The following is a 17,515-nucleotide window of genomic DNA, read 5'->3' on the forward strand; positions in this document are numbered from 1 at the left end:
AAGCAAGCTGAATGCCAGAGAGTAATGTAGATGAAAGCAGCCTTAAAAAATCAAGACCATAGCGGAATGCGACTCAAGCCTTTAGCTTGGTCATTATTGGTTGTGGCGTTGGTAGCTCTAATTTGGTTAAAGCTATCTAATCCCTTGATTCCAATAGCCTTAGGCGTTCTTCCTTTGCTTGTCGTAATGGTAATGAAACAACCGTTCTGGGTAGTGCTTGGCTTTGTTTGTTTCTCATTTTTTCGTTTACACGAAGCTTTTCCTGCCTTGTATGTTTTACGCATTCCGCAATTATTGGCCCTTGCATCTTTAGCTTGTTTGGCTTGGCATTTATTCATTTCTCGCAAAATGCAAATCTATTGGAGTAAAGAATTAAGCTGCTTAATGTTGTTTGTGGCTTTGTGTGCGGTGGGGGTGATATTTGCCAGTAGTAGACCGACAGCAATGGCATATTTAAATGGGGTATTTAGCAAGATTGCATTAATGACTGTGGCGATTGCTTGGTTAATGCGTCGCCCCGAAGATTTTGAGAGAGCAGCCGTTGCCTTTTTTGTTTGTGGCTTAATGATTGCGACAGTTGCCTTACAAAATGCCGCCGCCGGTATAGAGATGGTAGAGGGCACCCGAGTAACCATTGGCCGTTCGATGGGCTCGGTATTAGGAGACCCAAACGACCTCGCCTTAACCTTGCAGTTTCCCTTAGGTTTTGCCTTGGCCTTTAGCTTAAAGCGAGGTTTTTCGTTTACTCGCTTGCTGGCCATTGTATGTGCTGGAGCGATTATCTTGGCCATTTTGGCAACTCAAAGCCGAGGTGGATTGTTAGGCATTGCCACCATTTGTGCAGTGCTAGCATGGCGAAGAGTAGAAAATAAAGCGCTGCTAATTAGCGCCGGCGCCTTGGCTTTGCCGATATTATTTATTCTGGCGGGGGTGTCGGAGCGTAGCTCTGGTGGGGCGGCCGAGTCGGGAATTGATGAGTCTTCAATGGGCAGAATTTATGCGTGGCAGGCTGCCTTTAAGATGGCTTTATATAATCCCATTACCGGGGTTGGTATTGATAACTTTTATGCTAACTACTATTTTTTCTCATCTCACTGGGATGGTAAAAACCATGCTGTTCATAGCACTTGGTTTGGGGTGTTAGCAGAAACAGGTTTTGTGGGGTTTATTGTATTTTGCGTGCTGCTATTTAAAGTTTGTCGGCTTGCCCATCAGAATCTACAGACCCTTGCACAACATGCCACAAGCAAGCATGCTGGCTTGTTCTCCTGCGCTGAAGGGGTGTTTGCGGGTTTGTTAGGCACCATTGTTTCGGGCACCTTCCTTACTCAAGGCTTTACTTGGCCTATCTATATTTTTACTGCCTTAGTAGTGGCGATTGCTCAACTACTTCGCCAACCTATTGCAGAATGCAAAAGCCGCTAAATAGGCGTTTGTTGTTACAACCCATCCGCTTTTATCTTATTGAATTTAAATAACTAATAATGAGTGGCCTAGCTTTTGCTCTAGTGTTGCTATGACCTGAATTCGAAATCGAAATAACGGGTCGAAGAATAGCAAAAGAGGGCATTGCCATGTTTAACGTATCTATTATTGTTCCTGTCTATAAATCTGAGCAGTACCTAGCAAGTTGTTTGAGCTCACTGGCCAAGCAAACGCTGGAACATGTTGAGGTAATAGTGGTTATTGATGCCTCTCCAGACAACTGCGCAGCGATTGCTGGCGAGTTTTGTATTCAGTATCCAGAGCGCTTTCGCAAAATTGTATTGGAAAAAAATGTGGGGGTGTCGATGGCTCGCAACATTGCCATGCAGTCGGCTCAGGGTGAATACATTGGCTTTGTAGACAGTGATGATTATGCAGAGCCAAATATGTTTGAACTGATGTTTTGCAAAGCGCTCACTTCCAATGCCGACGTAGTGAGTTGTCAAATGCGCTCTTTTGAAACGCATGCCTCAAGTGTGGAATACCACAACATTCCTACCAAAGAGTATTACGACGATACCTTTGTGACAAACAAGCTGTTTCGTCGTGTTTACCTGCTTTCCAAGCAAATTAATTTTTATAGCAATGTGATTTTTGAAGATGAACCTTTTGCGTATACCGCACGCTTTGCCACCGAGAATGTCGCAGAGGTTAATCAAGTGCTTTACAACTACCGAATGAGCCCAGAAGGCTTGTGCCGTGGAGATAACCACGGTCGATTCAACCTCTATGATAAGCAGTTGATGCTGGCCAGGTTTTTAGCCGATATGGAGCGCAGGGGCGCTATTGAAGGTCATGCGGCGGAGCTACTGCAGTGTTTAGCTAATCACGCTTTAAGCGCACTTTATTATCATATTTCGGCTGTTGATTTGTTGGGCTTCTTTAGTTTTATCGACCATCTAGTGGGCAAGTACCGTTTGCTTGAGCGCTGCGAAGTTGTTCCTCAAGACTACAAAGTAAGCCGTTATTTAAAATTTAGGGGCTCGGCAACACAAATAGTATTACTGAGTTATTGGGTAAAGGCACGCCAATTCAAACAACAGTTTTCTGCAGGGCTGTTATTGCCCAGCTTGAGCAGTGAAGGAGCTAAATAATGAAAAGGGTATTTGCTTCTCAGGTCAGTGTGTCGGTGGTGGTTCCGGTGTTTAATACCGAGCAATATTTGTGGGAATGTTTAACTAGCCTAGAAAACCAGCAACTAAGTTCACTGGAAGTTATTGTGGTAATTGATGCTTCACCGGATAAGGCTTATCAATTAGCGACGCGTTTTGCTCAGCAATCCAGGTTGGCAATTCGCATTGTTAAGCTAGATAAAAATGTAGGTTTAGCTCAAGCGCGAAACATTGGAATGAGCCACGCTAAGGGTCAGTATCTAGGGTTTCTAGACAGTGATGATTACGTAGATGAAAACATGTATCAGCATTTGTTTAATGAGGCCTGCCAGCAGCAAGCAGATTGGGTAAGTTGTGGTTTTAGTAAGTTTTCTGCCCACGGGGTAGAGTGCTACGCCCATCAAAATATTAGCGAAAATACTTCGGTATGTAACAAGCTATTTCGTCGAGAGTTTATTTTTGAGCATCAAATCGTATTTCCACAAGGGGAGTTATTTGAAGATGAAATTTTCTCTTACATGGCCGAATTGTTCGCAGATACCGTGGTGCATATTGAGCAAGCTTACTACTTTTATCGGCATAATTCGCAGGGCATTTGTCGACGCGCTGGTGCCGACAAACATCGCTTGTATGCGCGTATGTCATCTATTGGCGATTTTATGCAGCGCATGGAGCAAAGTAAGTTGTTGCCTAAAGCTGCGCCGCTGTGTTTGGAAATGCTTTGTCGGCATGCTTATTTGCAGTTAAGAACTCAAGTGAGTTGGTTCGATTTACTCTGTTACTGGCGCTTTACCCAGCACCTCATCGAAAAATATCAGCTAAACAACAGTGACTCGCAAACCCTAGATAATTATTTTGTAAGCAGCTTTAGTAAATGGCAAAGCCGAGAGTGGGCACTTTGGTTAATTCGCATTCGAGCGGGGAGAGCCAATTATGCTGTGGAATAAGCTTAAGCAAGCTCGCCAGTCGCTGCAGGAAATGGGTATATACGGCGTACTCATGGTTCTGCAAAAAGGCATTGGCTTAATGATGCTGCCAGTCACCACGCGCTATTTGAGTTTGCAAGAATACGGCGTGTTAGAAAGTCTTGTAGTGATTTTTTCTCTGTGTTCGCTGCTAGAAATAAGTGCAGGGGCTTTGCCACGCTTTTACCCAGAGTGTAAAGATGCTGTGGCTAAAGCGAACCTTATTTCGTCTTCTGTTTTATTAAGTTTGAGTTACGGACTGGTGCTAGCCGTATCGGCAGGAACAGCACTAGCCCTAGTGCCGCTAGAGGTATTCTCTCAGTTAAGTCTTATTCAGTTAGCTGGCGTTTCTGCGGTTATTGCTTTATCCATTTCTTTGCAGCCTATTATGATGTGGCTGCGTATTGAGCGCCGCGCTGACAGTTATTTTTATTTAGTTGTGGCGCAAGCGAGTTGCCAAGTAGTGATGACTTTATTTGGTTTGCAGCAAGGCTGGGGAATGGATTCGGTGATTGTTGCTAGCGTTTGTGCCAATGCTTTAGGTTTAAGTATTGGTTTGTGGTTTTGCCGAAAGCAGCTCAAGTTAACGCTAGATCTCACCTTGGCCAAGTTAACCTTAAGCTATCAGCGCTGTTTAATTGGAGCCTCACTTGCGCTATTCATTATGCATGGTTTAGATCGGTTGCTACTGGCCGAGTGGTTAGGCGCAGAAACATTAGCCCAGTACGCCATTATGATTAAAGTGGTAGAGGCCACCGCCATGGCTTTTGGTGTGCTAGAAAGTTGGTGGTTACCGCGCCGGTTTACGGTGTTGCAGCAAAGCAATGGGGCGAATGAAGTGAGTGTGATTCATCAGCGTTTGCTGTTGGCGGTGATGTTATTGATTTTGTCTGCCGCTTTGTTTGCACCCATAGTGCTTAAGTGGGTGCTGCCAATAGAATACTTAGTTGGCATTGAATGGTTGCCGTTAATGTTGCTGGCTTTAGGTTTTAAGTTAGCTACAGCGGTAACCGACATAGGCTGCTATTTACCTAATAGCCCAGTTTGGCTTCCCCGAATAAACGCCTTGTCTGCGTTATTGGCTGTTGGACTGTATTACTTACTCATTCCAAGCTGGGGCGTTTGGGGGCTGATTGTGGCCACTAACAGTGTATTTGCCCTGCGCTTTATACTATTCACCGCACTGAGCTTACGCCTACAGGCCTTGCCTTATAAAGTAGCTGTGCTGCTCAGCGCTTTACTCCCTCCTTTAGGTTTGCTTCTAATCGTTCCGTTTATGGCATCTTCTATCTGGACCTCTTTATTACCGGCCATTGGCTTAAGCTGGTTGTTGCTGTGGGCAATGCCATTGGTAAAGCCCAAAATGCATTTTAAGAAGGCTTATGCTTGAGCCTCAAAGAGCGAATTGCAAACTGCAATTCGCTCTTTGTTTTTCTTTGTAAGTTATTGAATAAATTGACTTTAGTTTATTGGCATAAATGCTGCTACCTACAGCTTAAGACAACATATCTACCAGTTATAGGGGAATTATATGAGCAGCATGTTTTTTCATCATACTAAGCATTGGCTAAAAAGTAGTGACTCTGCCGTAGCAAAAAAACTATTTAGGTTTTTAAAGGCGCTAAGGTTATGTCAGCTACCTAAAGTGCCATTGTTGTTCTCGGTGCTTTATCGCCTTCAAACCAGTTTATCTAATGCCTTAAGCAGTGTGCTGCGCATATTGTGGTGGACGCCTTTGTTTAGAAGTAAAACCAGCGGCCCTTCTCAGGCCTTGTATCTATACGGTGGAATGCCACTTATTAGTGAAGGCCTAAATATTGAATTAGGCAATCGCTGCCGAATTTCTGGGGTGACCACCTTTAGTGGACGAAGCAGTGCAGCTGAGCCCGCGTTATTAAAGATTGGCGATAACGTGGATGTAGGCTGGCAAACCACCATCGCGGTAGGCCGCACCGTAAAACTTGGTAACAACGTGCGTATTGCTGGGCGTTGTTTCATGGCTGGCTATCCAGGCCACCCTCTAAATGCAGAGCAGCGCGCAGCTGGGCTGCCCGAACTTGATGAGCAAGTGGGCGACATAGTTCTTGAAGATGATGTGTGGCTAGCTACGGGCGTGTCGGTAATGGCCGGGGTAACTATTGGTAAAGGCACCGTTGTTGCTGCCGGCAGCATTGTGACTAAAAGCTTACCCGCAGGTGTATTGGCTGCGGGTGTACCTGCCAAAGTCATTAAATCGATTGAGGAGAAATAGTATGAAACACGATCTCATAGTATTTGGTGAAGATTGGCAACGCCACCCAAGTAGCAGCCAACACGTGATAACCGAATTGGCTAAAAACCACCGCATTCTTTGGATTAATTCTATTGGTTTACGTAGGCCACGCTTGAGCCTGCGAGATGCTAAAAGAGTACTAGAAAAAATGAAGTCGATGTTTGGAGCGACCAAAGCTAACGCGATTGCTCAAGACTTTGCAGAAAAAGTATCAGCTAAAAAGCCGGCCAATATTCATGTATTGTCGCCCATAGCCTTGCCTGCGCCACGCAGTCGTTTGTTTCGCTGGCTTAACCGCTGCTTGTTAAAAGCTCAGGTAAATAAACAGGTTAAGCGCCTTAAGTTAGTAAACCCTGATCTTTGGATTGCCTTGCCTACAGCAGTAGATATGTTGGGCCACCTAAACGAGCGGCAGGTCATTTATTACTGTGGCGATGATTTTAATGCACTAGCTGGCGTAGACCACCAACATGTTACTGAGTGTGAAAAGCAGTTAGTTGAAAAGGCTGACCACGTGCTAGTGGCTAGTGACATGCTGTTACGTAAGTTCTCTAAGCACCCGCATCTAGCTTTGAAAACCCGAATTTTACCACACGGGGTAGACTATAACTTGTTTGTTCGCCCTTCGAGTCCAGCACCATCTATTTTACAAGGCGGTCCGGTGGCTGGTTTTTATGGCTCTATAGCAGCTTGGTTAGATATCCCTTTAATCGTTAAAGTCGCTAAGGCTTTACCCGAATGGCGGTTTGTATTTATTGGCCAAGTGCAAACCGATATTTCTGCTTTTAAACAAGTAGACAATATAGAAGTGTACCCGGCAGTTGCACATAGTGAGCTACCCCGTTATGTACAGCATTGGCAGGTATCTTGGTTACCGTTTAAAAGCTGTAAGCAAATAGCTTCTTGTGACCCACTTAAGTTACGTGAGTATTTGGCCGCGGGGCGCCCCATTGTAAGCACGCCTTTCCCTGCGCTTAAACCTTACGCAGGCATGGTTACGCAAGTTGAAGAGCCGTTTCAAATGGTTCAAGCGCTGCAAGACAGCTTAGATACACCTTCGGCATTGCAACAGCGCAGAACTTCTTTTCAACGAATGAGTGTGCGTTCAGAAAGCTGGGGCGAGCGAGCTAAGCAGGTGCATCAATTGTTGTCTTGTTAAGAGATAAAGTGTTGCCTTAGGCAACACTTTGATGATTTTGCTCGGGCTTGTTGTTATCTAGTAGTTCTTCTGGGGAAGTTTTGCTGATACTTTCCGGTTTCTCTTTTAAGTAGTGGCGGGCAATAAATTCGCCACCACACTGTGGATGGGTTAATCCCGTAGCAACTTCACTATCTTTATTATGCTGCCAAAACTGACCAATGATGTTTAATGAGGAGTTGATAACAGCGACATCTAAGGAACCACAGCAAACACATTTGGCTTGGTTAGCCCGTTGTCTGGCAACATCAAGTTCTGCGCCTAGGGTTAGTAAGTTTTCTACAGAGCGACGGCGCACTCTGCGAAGCTTGCGATTAAGTAGCCGTTGCCAGTAGTTAGTTTTTAGGGTTTTCTCTAAGGCTGATACCTGCCTAACCAGTTCGCCCATTTCTTTGATTATGAGGTTTATATCTCTAAACTCTTCGGCAGTTACTAGCGCTTCACATTGTTTGCACCAACCCAAGGTTCTGCGCAGTGGCAGCTCCAAACCGTTATACAAAAATACCCGCCACCCGTTTACTTTGTCGGTGGTGGTGCTGTATTCACAACGATTACAGTGTACTTGAGTTAACGGTTTTTCCATGGCTGTTACCTTAGCGCAACTAAGCTTAGTGTGGATTATTTTCGAGAAATTTAAAAGCGCTTACCCAAGTTTCTATATATTAGCGAATCAATGCCGTTGAGTTACGTGTTTATTGGTGCTGATGTTATAGTGTTCGGCAAAAATAGCTGGAGAAGAGAATGGCTAATATTCCAAATAACTATGCAAGCCTTGAACAAGGCTACCGAGAGAAAGCACTAAAACTGTTTCCCTGGGTATGTGGGCGTTGTGCTCGAGAGTTCCCTTATTCTAATTTGCGAGAGCTAACGGTGCACCATATCGACCATGATCATACTAATAACCCAAATGATGGCTCAAATTGGGAGTTATTGTGCTTGTATTGCCATGATCATGAGCATTCTAAATATACTGAGGCCGCTCAGTATGGCTCAACGGTAGAGGCTGGCAGTGACTTAAAGCAAGATTTAGCAACTTCCAACCCATTTGCCGACCTTAAGGCTATGATGGACAAAAAGAAATAATTCTAGCTTTGTTGCCGCTATTCAAACTGGCGGTAATATCTACAATAATGCAGTTGCGCTAACGTTTAAGCCAACTATGCTGATTATTGGGTAGGGGAGTTATACTTTTTTTATTGACTGACAAGAAGATACGAATTTAAGTGAAAACCCGAGACTAACTGGCTTGCGGCTATTTGTTGACACTAATTTAAGACACTTTTTTAAAGAAATTTCGCAATAAATCGCTCAAATACAGTTCACCCTCTCGCCTTGTGCGACAGTAGTGGTATACTCCCCGCGAATTTGAAAAACAATTGAATTAGAGTTGAACAATGGCTGATTTATCAAAATATAGAAATATTGGTATTTTTGCTCACGTTGATGCAGGTAAAACTACCACAACTGAGCGTATCCTAAAACTTACTGGTCAGATCCACAAAACTGGTGAAGTACATGACGGTGAGTCTACTACTGACTTCATGGAACAGGAAGCTGAGCGTGGTATTACTATTCAGTCTGCAGCAGTAAGCTGTTTCTGGGATGACCACCGCTTCAACGTTATTGATACTCCTGGACACGTTGACTTCACCGTTGAAGTTTACCGTTCACTTAAAGTACTTGATGGCGGTATCGGTGTATTCTGTGGTTCTGGTGGTGTTGAACCTCAGTCAGAAACTAACTGGCGTTACGCTAACGAATCAGAAGTTGCACGTATCATCTTCGTAAACAAACTAGACCGTATGGGTGCTGACTTCTACCGTGTTGTTAAGCAAACTCAAGACGTACTAGCTGCTAACCCTCTAGTAATGGTTCTACCTATCGGTATCGAAGATGACTTCGTTGGTGTTGTAGACCTGTTAACTGAAAAAGCGTACATCTGGGATGACACTGGTCTTCCTGAGAACTACGAAGTTACAGATATCCCTGCGGATATGGTAGAAAAAGCAGCTGAATACCGCGAAATGCTAGTTGAGTCTGCTGTTGAGCAAGACGAAGACCTAATGATGGCTTACATGGAAGGTGAAGAACCTACTATTGAGCAATTAAAAGCGTGTATCCGTAAAGGTACTCGTGACATGTCTTTCTTCCCAACTTACTGTGGTTCGGCATTCAAAAACAAAGGTATTCAATTAGTACTTGATGCTGTTGTTGATTATCTACCTAGCCCTACAGAAGTTGATCCTCAACCTCTTATGGATGACGAAGGCGAAGAAACTGGCGAAAAAGCTATCGTTTCTGCTGATGAAACCTTTAAAGCATTGGCATTCAAAATTATGGATGACCGCTTTGGTGCATTAACCTTCGTACGTATCTACTCTGGTACATTGAACAAGGGTGACACCATCCTTAACTCATTTACTGGTAAAACAGAGCGTATTGGCCGTATGGTTGAAATGCAAGCTGATGACCGTAATGAATTAACTAGCGCACAAGCTGGTGACATTATTGCGATTGTAGGTATGAAGAACGTACAAACTGGTCACACATTATGTGATCCTAAAGACCCATGTACTCTAGAGCCTATGGTATTCCCAACTCCAGTAATCTCGATTGCTGTAGCACCTAAAGATAAAGGTGGTTCTGAGAAAATGGGTATCGCTATCGGCAAAATGGTTGCAGAAGATCCATCTTTCCAAGTTGAAACTGATGAAGATTCAGGCGAAACCATTCTTAAAGGTATGGGCGAGCTTCACTTAGATATTAAAGTAGATATCTTGAAGCGTACTTACGGCGTAGACCTAGTTGTTGGTCAACCTCAGGTTGCTTACCGTGAAACTATTACTCAAGAAATTGAAGATAGCTACACGCACAAGAAACAGTCTGGTGGTTCTGGTCAATTCGGTAAAATTGATTACCGTATTAAGCCTGGTGAAGTGGGTTCTGGTTTCACTTTCACCTCTTCGGTTGTTGGTGGTAACGTACCTAAAGAATTCTGGCCTGCAGTACAAAAAGGTTTCCAAGTAATGATGGAAACTGGTCCGCTAGCTGGCTTCCCACTTCTAGATATGGAAGTAGAGCTATATGATGGTGCTTTCCACGCAGTGGATTCATCAGCAATTGCTTTTGAAATTGCAGCTAAAGGCGCTTACCGCCAATCTGTACCAAAAGCGGGTCCACAACTTCTTGAGCCAATCATGAAAGTTGACGTATTCTCTCCAGAAGATCACGTTGGTGATGTTATTGGTGACTTGAACCGTCGTCGCGGCATGATTAAAGACCAAGAAGCTGGCGTAACTGGCGTACGTATTAAAGCAGACGTACCGCTAGCAGAAATGTTTGGTTACATCGGTTCTCTACGTACTATGACTTCTGGTCGTGGTCAGTTCTCTATGGAATTCTCGCACTACGCTGCTACTCCACAAAATGTGGCTGAAGCGGTAATCGCAGAAGAAAAAGAACGTCAAGCTAAGAAGTAAGCTTACTGCTTAGTAAAAAAGCCGCTCATTGAGCGGCTTTTTTTATGTTTGTGTTTATTAAAAAGCAGCCTTTGGCTGCCTTTTAATTTCTAGGCACTTAGCTACTAGAACTTGATTGAGTGGCGACCTGTTTTGGCATTTCGTTGAGCTTGCTTTTCGTTAGGCTGCTTGGCAGCTGTTAGTTTTTGGCTAGGTTTGCTTGCTTTATTTCCCTTGTTTTTCTGCATGTTTGAACCTTTCTTCGCTACGCTTTTAGGCTCTGGCTCAGTAATTGGCTGATCACAAACAACATATAAAAACTGACCGTTAAACTCGATGATGTCATCAGCATACACCTTCTTGCGTTTACGCTGCTCGAGTTCACCGTTAAGCCCAACATAACCTTCTGCTATAGCCATTTTTGCTTCGCCGCCGCCATTCACCAAATTGCCTATCTTTAATACTTTGTAAAGCTCGATAGGCTGTTCATCCACATATACTTCGGTGGCTTCTACTTCAATTTCTTCTGGGTTAGTCATTTTTAATGCCATGGGGAGGAAGAGCCCAGATTATGGCGATGTGCTGGGAATGGGTCAAGTTTGAGCTAGTGTAATCGAATGTGAAATTTACTTGGTGGTTTCACTTTCTAGTGTTTTAGTGACTGTTTATTGCTTTGGTGTTGCCTGATTATGGATTTTAGCTTCTTAATGAAAAGAGTGGTGTTGTGTTTGTGTCTATTGACAGGGCTCTGCACATTGCTAGCCTGTAGCCCAATGCCTAGTGCGATAAAGCAACAACAGCAGTTTATTCAAAGTGATTTGTTAACTAATCCCGATATCGAACACTATCAACTTACTGCGGATAATTTTACTTTGAACGTACATGCTAATGGGCGTGCAGATCAAGCAGTGATGGTGTGGATCCACGGTACGCCTGGCTCTTGGCAAGACAGTGCTTATTTAATTACTGAGCCTTCTTTAACTAGTAAAATACGTGTGGTTAGTTTTGATAGACCTGGCTGGGGATTGTCGCAATATCAAGACCAAGCTAAATCCGTTGCTAACATGCTGACTCAAGCGAAGCTGATTTCACCTCTCATTCAACACTTAAAGCAAAAGTACCCTGAGCTGCCGCTAATTCTTGTAGGGCATTCTTGGGGCGCGTCCTTAGCGCCTATTATTGCCGAGCATAACCCCCAGCAAGTTGATGGTTTGTTATTGTTGGCTGGTGGAATGAGTAAACAGCTTACTCAAGCGCGTTGGTATAACAAGTTTGCTAGAAGTGGTGTAGGGCACTTTTTATTGTCTTTATCTGATTTGGGGAAACAACTAAACCAAGCTAATTTGGATATGTTTGCCCTGCAAGATGGCTTAGCTGATTCGGCCGAGCGTTTAGCTTCGCTTAAAATACCTGTGGTGTTGGTACAAGGTGGCAAAGACCATTTGGTTGATCCCAAAAATGCTGATTTTGCTGAGCAATATTTACCAACTCAGCACTCCAAAGTTATTCGCCTAGTTGAACAGGGGCACTTTATGCAAGTTGAGCAAGTTGCATTAATTAGCCGCTGTACTTTTGCCTTGGTAAATAACAAGCTAAATGACTGTGGTTAAGCCCGCTAGTTTGCAGCAAATTGCTTGATGCTAAAGTTAGCAAAGTCTGCATGTACACTTGGTTTAAGTTTGTTTGCTTCAACAAGTGAGCGATAGATTCCCCATTTAGGGCGAACAAAATGTTGTTCGCTCACACCTCGCCACATGTCTAGCTTGTCATCGCGAAAGTTAAATATTTCTGCTCCATCGCTTAAGCGAACGAGTGTTAAGCTGAACCAACCTAGTTCGCTGTATTTGGCTTGAACCTTGGCTTCTAGCCACTCTCCTTGAATCATGTCTCAATCTGCTCTTGCTAGAATACGAGTTTGGCGTAATGGACTATGTCTTACTTCTATGCCTGCTTTACCGTTACGAGTATTTCCGGTTAGCGTAATAATTGGCATTGAATCTTCACCGCCTACGGCTTTTAGTTGAAACAAATGGGTGAACTTGTTGGTAACCTGCATGTCATTGCTAACGCGAAACTTCCAACTGTATGAGAAATGACGGCCTTGGTAGCCTTTTAGCGCGTCTGCTGAGCCGCCATAGACTTTAATTTCATTGCGTTGCCTATCGATATACTTTCCTTTATTGCCATCTAAATCTCGGTGCAAAATAAAGCGAAAAAAAGGGCCGTATAGCTTGTCTGTGTACTCTTGTAAATGGAGTTCACCTTGGTGGTCGTTTTTAAAGCGATCTGGTGATTCTATGGCGTTCTTGCCAAACTGCTGACGAATTAGCTGGTAAGCGGATTGTCCGTAGTCTGGGCCATCTGCATCCAAGTTAGCGCTTGCTAAAATCTGTTTGTTTTCTGGATGCAGCGCTTGGCTCTGCAAATCATCGTTAAGTTTGCTGGAGCTACAGGCAGTTAAGACAACCAACATCGCCGCAGATAGCCCGGTTTTTGTTAGCGTATTTACTTTTAGTTTCATCACAATATGCTACTGGGTCGCAATTTGATTGCTTGCAGGCAAGTATTCTTTGAGCTTGAAAATGGCCAGTTGCCCGAGTTGTTGCTCAGATTTGGCTTTTAATGATTCGCTCGCTTGTTCATTGTGCTCTGCATCTTTGTGGGCTGAGTGGCCTAACTCTGCAATCTTGTGCCACTTGCTAGGTTGCGCACTTCGTCGGCGACTACTGCAAAACCTCGGTCTTGTTCGTCCGCTCTTGCTGCCTCAATGGCGGCATATTTGACCAATCAGCGCTACCGCAATCAGTAAAATAAATAGAATTGCAAAACCGGCTAGTGTTCTCATCACTACAGAAATTTGCATGGGCCATCCTTAGCGTTTAGTAGAATTAAATCTCGTTCATTACGCAATATATTTTTGTTGCTATGGTAATACAATATAGCCGTGCCATGGATGTGATTGGACTAACACTTATGTTGAGGGTGTGAACCGTAATAAGAGCTTGAGTAGTTATTATAGAAGCGGGTTACGGTTAGTCGTTCTGAAGTAATAGCAGCAGAATTCATAAGTAGTGAATCAGCTAGGCAATTATCCTTTCGATTCTTTCAGCATTAGATTTAGTTGCTATTCATTTTGTAAATTGATGTGAGTCAAATTTACTTGTAAGTGGTCAGAGTAGTCTATAGCTTCAGCTATAACTCAAATTTCGTTTAGCTTAATAATTCTAATAATAATTGTTTGTAGTTTGTGTAACTAAACCTTGTCGTTTCTGTTTTACAGTTAGTTAAGGCTTATTATATGCATTTATCCACTCCACAACTGTTGGAGATTGTTGCTGCTTTTCCCGATTCCACTTTGGTGTTTACTGAAGACGGCTATTGTATTGCGCATTTGGGCGACCAAGAAACCCATGATTTCTCAAGCAGCCGCTTATTAACCGGTCGCTTTGTATCTGATGTATTTAGCGAAGAAAAAGCTAAATGGTTCTTACAACAAATCCGCAATAGTATTTTTGAGCAGCGCTTGCGTGTTTCGGAGTACGCCATTTCACCAGACGATATTCGTTTACCCAACTGTGAAAGCGCCAAACTAGAAAGAGAGCATTGGTTTGAAGCTCGCATTCTACCCTTAAACTCTTTTATTGATGGTCAGCGAGCAGTGGTCTGGGCGGCGCGTAATATTAATGAACGCTACAAGCTGGAGCAACAACTGCGGAGACTTAGTGAAACCGATGAGTTAACCGGTGCGTTTAACCGCCGTCGTTTCTTTGAAAGTTTAGCGAATCATTACCAAACCTTTCACCGTCACTTTCTTGATTGCAGCTTAATCATGTTAGACATTGATAACTTTAAGAGAATCAACGATCAATATGGTCATCCATGTGGTGACAGAGTGCTTAAGCAAGTGTATCAGCAGATTTGTACCCAACTCCGTGAGGTGGATATTTGCGCGCGAATGGGCGGTGAAGAGTTTGCCATTTTACTTCCCAATACTAAAACATCAGAAGCTCTACGCAGCGCCGAGCGGATAAGAATAGCGATTGAAGAATACACCTTCACCACACTAAATCATCAGGTTGATGTTACGGTTAGTTTAGGAGTGAGTAGCATAGAAGTGACCGACAGCAATTGCGATAGTGTATTACAGCGCGCCGACGATGCTTTATATCACGCCAAGAAAACTGGACGAAATCAAGCTGTTCAGTTCCTAGAAGAATTTAGTATTTAAGCTATAAATCAGAGATTTAGTTAATCCTAAGACGAATACCTAAGATCAGTTTGTAGTTTACCTCGCCTGTTTTCTATGAGATAAATGTCACTAATTTTTGCTGAAGAATTGCTCAGAGTTTTATTCTGTTCTCACGCCCAATTTCGTGTCGAGCTTTTTGTTTCAGTTATCAAGGATAGATTAAAAGCCCAAGGAGTGGTGTAGTTGAAGTATTCAGCTGGTGTTTTGTGGTCGCTATGTTTGGCTAATTACAGCTTTGCAGCAGCTGAGCCCTTGCCTAATTTGGATTTAGAATCGTTAATGGCTACAGATGTGCAGGCAACATCTGCGATGAAACGTGCCCAATCAGCGTTCACCACCGCGGCGTCATTATATGTACTAAGCAAGGAAGACATTCGCGCATCGGGTGCGGTATCGGTGGCAGAAACATTAAAGTTGGTACCGGGTTTAGAAGTGCGGCAGCTAGACAGTAATCAGTGGGCTATCACTGCGCGTGGTGTTGCTGGGCGTTATACCAGTAAACTGTTGGTAATGGTGGATGGGCAAAGCGTTTATAACCCATCTTTTGCTGGGGTTTATTGGGAAACCTTAGATGTACCTCTCTATGACATTGAGCGTATTGAAGTTATTCGAGGTCAAGGTGGTTTATTGTGGGGCAGCAATGCCACCAATGGGGTGATTAACATTATCACCAAAAATAGTTTAGACACACGCGAAACCTTGGTGCAAGTAAGCAGTGGTGACCAACTAAATTATGATGTAGGGCTGCGCCACGGTGGAAATATCGGCTCCAACGGTAGTTACCGCATCTATGGTAGCGTGCGAGATTCTGACGCGGCCAAAACGGGTAAGTCGCTACCTGCTAATGATGAAGCCAAACAACAGAGTATTGGTGCACGTTTTGATTTTGCGCCTAATGATGATTTGTCTATTCTTACCCAGCTCAGTTATACCCATACAGATATGGGGCAAAATCTTAAAGCTCTATCTCTAGCCACAAACCAAAACACCCTATATGCCGAGCGCTTTGAGCGTGATGACGGGCGTATTATGGCGCGGGCAGAGCACCGGGTATCTGGCTCTTCTAATCAAATGTTGCAAGCTTCGTGGGCTGTTCAAAATGGTAAACAGCTATATTTGGAAGAACGATTTCAAACATTGGATATTGATTATCAAATGAATAGCTTGTGGGGGGCTACCCAACTTGATTGGGGTTTAAACTACCGTAATAGCTATTTACCTTTTGAAGAAAACTACATTATTAGTAGTGACGAAGATATCGACCGTTTAGAGCAATATGGCGCTTTTTTACAGCTGCAATTTGCGCTTATTCCTGAGCAGTTAGATTTAAGTTTTGGTAACAAGTCTGAACACAACAGTTTTACCGGTTGGGAGCATCAGCCGGTTGCACGTATAACTTGGCAGCCCAATATCGAGCATGTACTTTGGAGTGCTATATCGCAAGGCGTGCGGATCCCATCGTTGGCAGAGTTTGATTACGATTCTGCTATTAATGGCACGCGTGTTGGCGAGTATTTTCAAACCGGTATCGACGCTATTGATAGCTATCACGTGCGCACGGTGTTAAACGGCAATCAACATGTTGAGCCAGAAAAGTCTCTTTCTTACGAACTGGGTTACCGTTTTAGCAAACAAGATTGGTCATTCGACCTAGCCTTATTTCATACGCAATCTAAAGATGTTTTTGCAGTGCAGCCTAATCCAGACAGTGCCAACTTGGATCAAATCGCAGCTTTGTTAGCACAGGGTAAAATCATCGAGGCGCAGCAAGCTTTACGAAGCACAGTGCTTGAATTTGACGTTGCATCTAATGCTGATTTAAATGTGAAAGGTGGTGAAGCGCTAGTTGCTTGGCGACCAAGTGCCAATTTTCGCGCCGAATTAGGATACAGCCAAATGGCTTATCGTTATCGCTTACAAGAAAATACTCAGCCTGCTATAGGATATGACTCTGACAGCAAACAGATTTTTGCCAAGACTGGCTGGCAACCTTTTAAGAAGCACTCCTTTTTTGCCTTGTTCCGCTCCATTAACAGCGATGCTTATTCAGTAGATGATTATAACGCGCTAGATCTAAGTTGGGCTTGGCAGCTTATGCCGCATAGTTCGCTGTCATTAACAGGCAAAAATTTATTAGCCGGTAGCCACCTAGAATACAACAACACCTCAGAAACCTTTACTGTTCCAAACTATATTGAGCAAAGTGTCGTGCTACGATTTATGGCGGAGTTTTAACCAGTGTTGGCAATAAGGCGCTTTGTTAAGCTAGTCATTACCTTGGCTATATTGGGCCTTGCTAGTGAGGTGAGTGCTGCTGATAAAGAAGCAGCCTTAAAGGCTGGGTTTATGTTTAATTTTGCGCGTTATAGTGAATGGCAAGGTTTAGCTAAACCATTGGGTTATTTTAAGCTGTGTAGCCCAGACATTGAGTTTGTCGATACTGCTAGTTGGGTGCTCCATAAGCAGCGTATTCATGAATTAGAAATACGGGTGAGCCTAGTTGAGTTGGATTCGTTATCGATAAATCAATGTAACTTACTGTTTGTCCCCGCTGCCTATAGAAAAACCTGGCTAACTGTAGACAGAGCTTTATTGCCTCACACCATGTTGGTTGGGGAGACCCCAGATTTTATTCATCAAGGAGGGCACATTCGCTTCTTCTTACTAGCTGGAAAAATCCGTTTCGAAGTTGCCCCCGAAGAACTTAAAAAGGCCGATATAACCATGAGCTCAAAGGTATTGAGATTGAGTCGCGTTGTTAAGGAGGAGCAGTAGA

The 17,515-nt window shown here is 43.6% G+C and carries 16 protein-coding genes and 1 pseudogene; 12 read left to right on the forward strand and 5 right to left on the reverse strand.

Annotated elements, in window-relative coordinates; genetic code table 11:
* Nucleotides 1–30 precede the first annotated feature (30 nt).
* From K5609_RS08710 to K5609_RS08735, 6 genes are all read left to right on the forward strand, one after another.
* On the forward strand, nt 31–1,425 hold the full coding sequence (locus K5609_RS08710) for an O-antigen ligase family protein (RefSeq protein ID WP_221076815.1): 1,395 nt from the start codon (nt 31–33) through the stop codon (nt 1,423–1,425).
* 149 nt (nt 1,426–1,574) lie between these two features.
* Nucleotides 1,575–2,579, forward strand: coding sequence for a glycosyltransferase family 2 protein (locus K5609_RS08715; RefSeq protein WP_221076816.1), 1,005 nt, complete (start codon nt 1,575–1,577; stop codon nt 2,577–2,579).
* The gene (locus K5609_RS08720) at nt 2,579–3,544 is read left to right on the forward strand and encodes a glycosyltransferase family 2 protein (RefSeq protein ID WP_221076817.1); all 966 of its coding nucleotides are present in this window, start codon (nt 2,579–2,581) and stop codon (nt 3,542–3,544) included. Before K5609_RS08715 ends, K5609_RS08720 begins: the two co-directional genes overlap by 1 nt.
* A complete protein-coding gene (locus tag K5609_RS08725) occupies nt 3,531–4,952 on the forward strand; it encodes a lipopolysaccharide biosynthesis protein (RefSeq protein WP_221076818.1) in 1,422 nt (473 codons plus the stop codon). Before K5609_RS08720 ends, K5609_RS08725 begins: the two co-directional genes overlap by 14 nt.
* Nucleotides 4,953–5,093: 141 nt before the next feature.
* Entirely contained in the window at nt 5,094–5,813 is a 720-nt protein-coding gene (locus K5609_RS08730; RefSeq protein ID WP_221076819.1) for an acyltransferase, read from the forward strand.
* Nucleotide 5,814: 1 nt separating this feature from the next.
* Entirely contained in the window at nt 5,815–6,993 is a 1,179-nt protein-coding gene (locus K5609_RS08735) for a glycosyltransferase (RefSeq protein WP_221076820.1), read from the forward strand.
* 16 nt (nt 6,994–7,009) lie between these two features.
* Here K5609_RS08735 and K5609_RS08740 read toward each other — a convergent pair whose 3' ends face one another.
* Complete coding sequence (locus tag K5609_RS08740) at nt 7,010–7,615, reverse strand: hypothetical protein (protein ID WP_221076821.1); 606 nt, start codon at nt 7,613–7,615, stop codon at nt 7,010–7,012.
* 158 nt (nt 7,616–7,773) lie between these two features.
* Here K5609_RS08740 and K5609_RS08745 point away from each other — a divergent pair, with 158 nt between their 5' ends.
* Complete coding sequence (locus K5609_RS08745) at nt 7,774–8,115, forward strand: YajD family HNH nuclease (RefSeq protein ID WP_163132844.1); 342 nt, start codon at nt 7,774–7,776, stop codon at nt 8,113–8,115.
* Between the two features lie 311 nt (nt 8,116–8,426).
* Nucleotides 8,427–10,511, forward strand: coding sequence for an elongation factor G (gene fusA / locus K5609_RS08750; RefSeq protein WP_221076822.1), 2,085 nt, complete (start codon nt 8,427–8,429; stop codon nt 10,509–10,511).
* Between the two features lie 104 nt (nt 10,512–10,615).
* Here fusA and K5609_RS08755 read toward each other — a convergent pair whose 3' ends face one another.
* Nucleotides 10,616–11,029 (reverse strand): RNA-binding S4 domain-containing protein, encoded by a 414-nt coding sequence (locus K5609_RS08755; protein WP_246611965.1) that lies wholly within the window; start codon nt 11,027–11,029, stop codon nt 10,616–10,618.
* Between the two features lie 234 nt (nt 11,030–11,263).
* On the opposite strand from K5609_RS08755, the gene K5609_RS08760 reads away from it, so the two are divergent.
* Nucleotides 11,264–12,100 carry an alpha/beta fold hydrolase gene (locus K5609_RS08760; protein ID WP_221076824.1) on the forward strand — a complete coding sequence of 279 codons (837 nt, stop codon included), beginning with the start codon at nt 11,264–11,266 and terminating at the stop codon, nt 12,098–12,100.
* Between the two features lie 5 nt (nt 12,101–12,105).
* Here the strand turns inward: K5609_RS08760 and K5609_RS08765 are convergent, their stop codons facing one another.
* From K5609_RS08765 to K5609_RS08775, 3 genes and pseudogenes are all read right to left on the reverse strand, one after another.
* Complete coding sequence (locus K5609_RS08765) at nt 12,106–12,375, reverse strand: hypothetical protein (RefSeq protein ID WP_221076825.1); 270 nt, start codon at nt 12,373–12,375, stop codon at nt 12,106–12,108.
* A 3-nt stretch (nt 12,376–12,378) separates the two neighbouring features.
* Nucleotides 12,379–13,011, reverse strand: a complete 633-nt coding sequence (locus K5609_RS08770; RefSeq protein ID WP_221076826.1) for a hypothetical protein — start codon at nt 13,009–13,011, stop codon at nt 12,379–12,381.
* Nucleotides 13,012–13,175: 164 nt separating this feature from the next.
* Nucleotides 13,176–13,265: pseudogene (locus K5609_RS08775) on the reverse strand (methyl-accepting chemotaxis protein); the annotation flags it as partial.
* 523 nt (nt 13,266–13,788) lie between these two features.
* On the opposite strand from K5609_RS08775, the gene K5609_RS08780 reads away from it, so the two are divergent.
* From K5609_RS08780 to K5609_RS08790, 3 genes are all read left to right on the forward strand, one after another.
* A complete protein-coding gene (locus tag K5609_RS08780; RefSeq protein ID WP_221076827.1) occupies nt 13,789–14,718 on the forward strand; it encodes a sensor domain-containing diguanylate cyclase in 930 nt (309 codons plus the stop codon).
* A gap of 204 nt (nt 14,719–14,922) precedes the next feature.
* On the forward strand, nt 14,923–16,974 hold the full coding sequence (locus tag K5609_RS08785) for a TonB-dependent receptor plug domain-containing protein (protein WP_221076828.1): 2,052 nt from the start codon (nt 14,923–14,925) through the stop codon (nt 16,972–16,974).
* A 3-nt stretch (nt 16,975–16,977) separates the two neighbouring features.
* Complete coding sequence (locus K5609_RS08790; RefSeq protein ID WP_221076829.1) at nt 16,978–17,514, forward strand: YfiR family protein; 537 nt, start codon at nt 16,978–16,980, stop codon at nt 17,512–17,514.
* Nucleotide 17,515 lies beyond the last annotated feature (1 nt).

It is taken from the genome of Agarivorans aestuarii, from assembly GCF_019670125.1.
Classification (GTDB): Bacteria; Pseudomonadota; Gammaproteobacteria; order Enterobacterales; family Celerinatantimonadaceae; genus Agarivorans; species Agarivorans aestuarii.

Excerpts from the sequence above, each read along its gene's own strand:
- K5609_RS08730 (WP_221076819.1), top strand. The coding sequence starts at position 5,094 with ATGAGCAGCATGTTTTTTCATCATACTAAGCATTGGCTAAAAAGTAGT.
- K5609_RS08765 (WP_221076825.1), bottom strand. The coding sequence starts at position 12,375 with ATGATTCAAGGAGAGTGGCTAGAAGCCAAGGTTCAAGCCAAATACAGC.
- K5609_RS08770 (WP_221076826.1), bottom strand. The coding sequence starts at position 13,011 with ATGAAACTAAAAGTAAATACGCTAACAAAAACCGGGCTATCTGCGGCG.
- K5609_RS08725 (WP_221076818.1), top strand. The coding sequence starts at position 3,531 with ATGCTGTGGAATAAGCTTAAGCAAGCTCGCCAGTCGCTGCAGGAAATG.
- K5609_RS08745 (WP_163132844.1), top strand. The coding sequence starts at position 7,774 with ATGGCTAATATTCCAAATAACTATGCAAGCCTTGAACAAGGCTACCGA.
- K5609_RS08715 (WP_221076816.1), top strand. The coding sequence starts at position 1,575 with ATGTTTAACGTATCTATTATTGTTCCTGTCTATAAATCTGAGCAGTAC.
- K5609_RS08780 (WP_221076827.1), top strand. The coding sequence starts at position 13,789 with ATGCATTTATCCACTCCACAACTGTTGGAGATTGTTGCTGCTTTTCCC.
- K5609_RS08720 (WP_221076817.1), top strand. The coding sequence starts at position 2,579 with ATGAAAAGGGTATTTGCTTCTCAGGTCAGTGTGTCGGTGGTGGTTCCG.
- K5609_RS08760 (WP_221076824.1), top strand. The coding sequence starts at position 11,264 with ATGCCTAGTGCGATAAAGCAACAACAGCAGTTTATTCAAAGTGATTTG.
- K5609_RS08710 (WP_221076815.1), top strand. The coding sequence starts at position 31 with ATGAAAGCAGCCTTAAAAAATCAAGACCATAGCGGAATGCGACTCAAG.
- K5609_RS08735 (WP_221076820.1), top strand. The coding sequence starts at position 5,815 with ATGAAACACGATCTCATAGTATTTGGTGAAGATTGGCAACGCCACCCA.
- K5609_RS08740 (WP_221076821.1), bottom strand. The coding sequence starts at position 7,615 with ATGGAAAAACCGTTAACTCAAGTACACTGTAATCGTTGTGAATACAGC.
- fusA (WP_221076822.1), top strand. The coding sequence starts at position 8,427 with ATGGCTGATTTATCAAAATATAGAAATATTGGTATTTTTGCTCACGTT.
- K5609_RS08755 (WP_246611965.1), bottom strand. The coding sequence starts at position 11,029 with ATGACTAACCCAGAAGAAATTGAAGTAGAAGCCACCGAAGTATATGTG.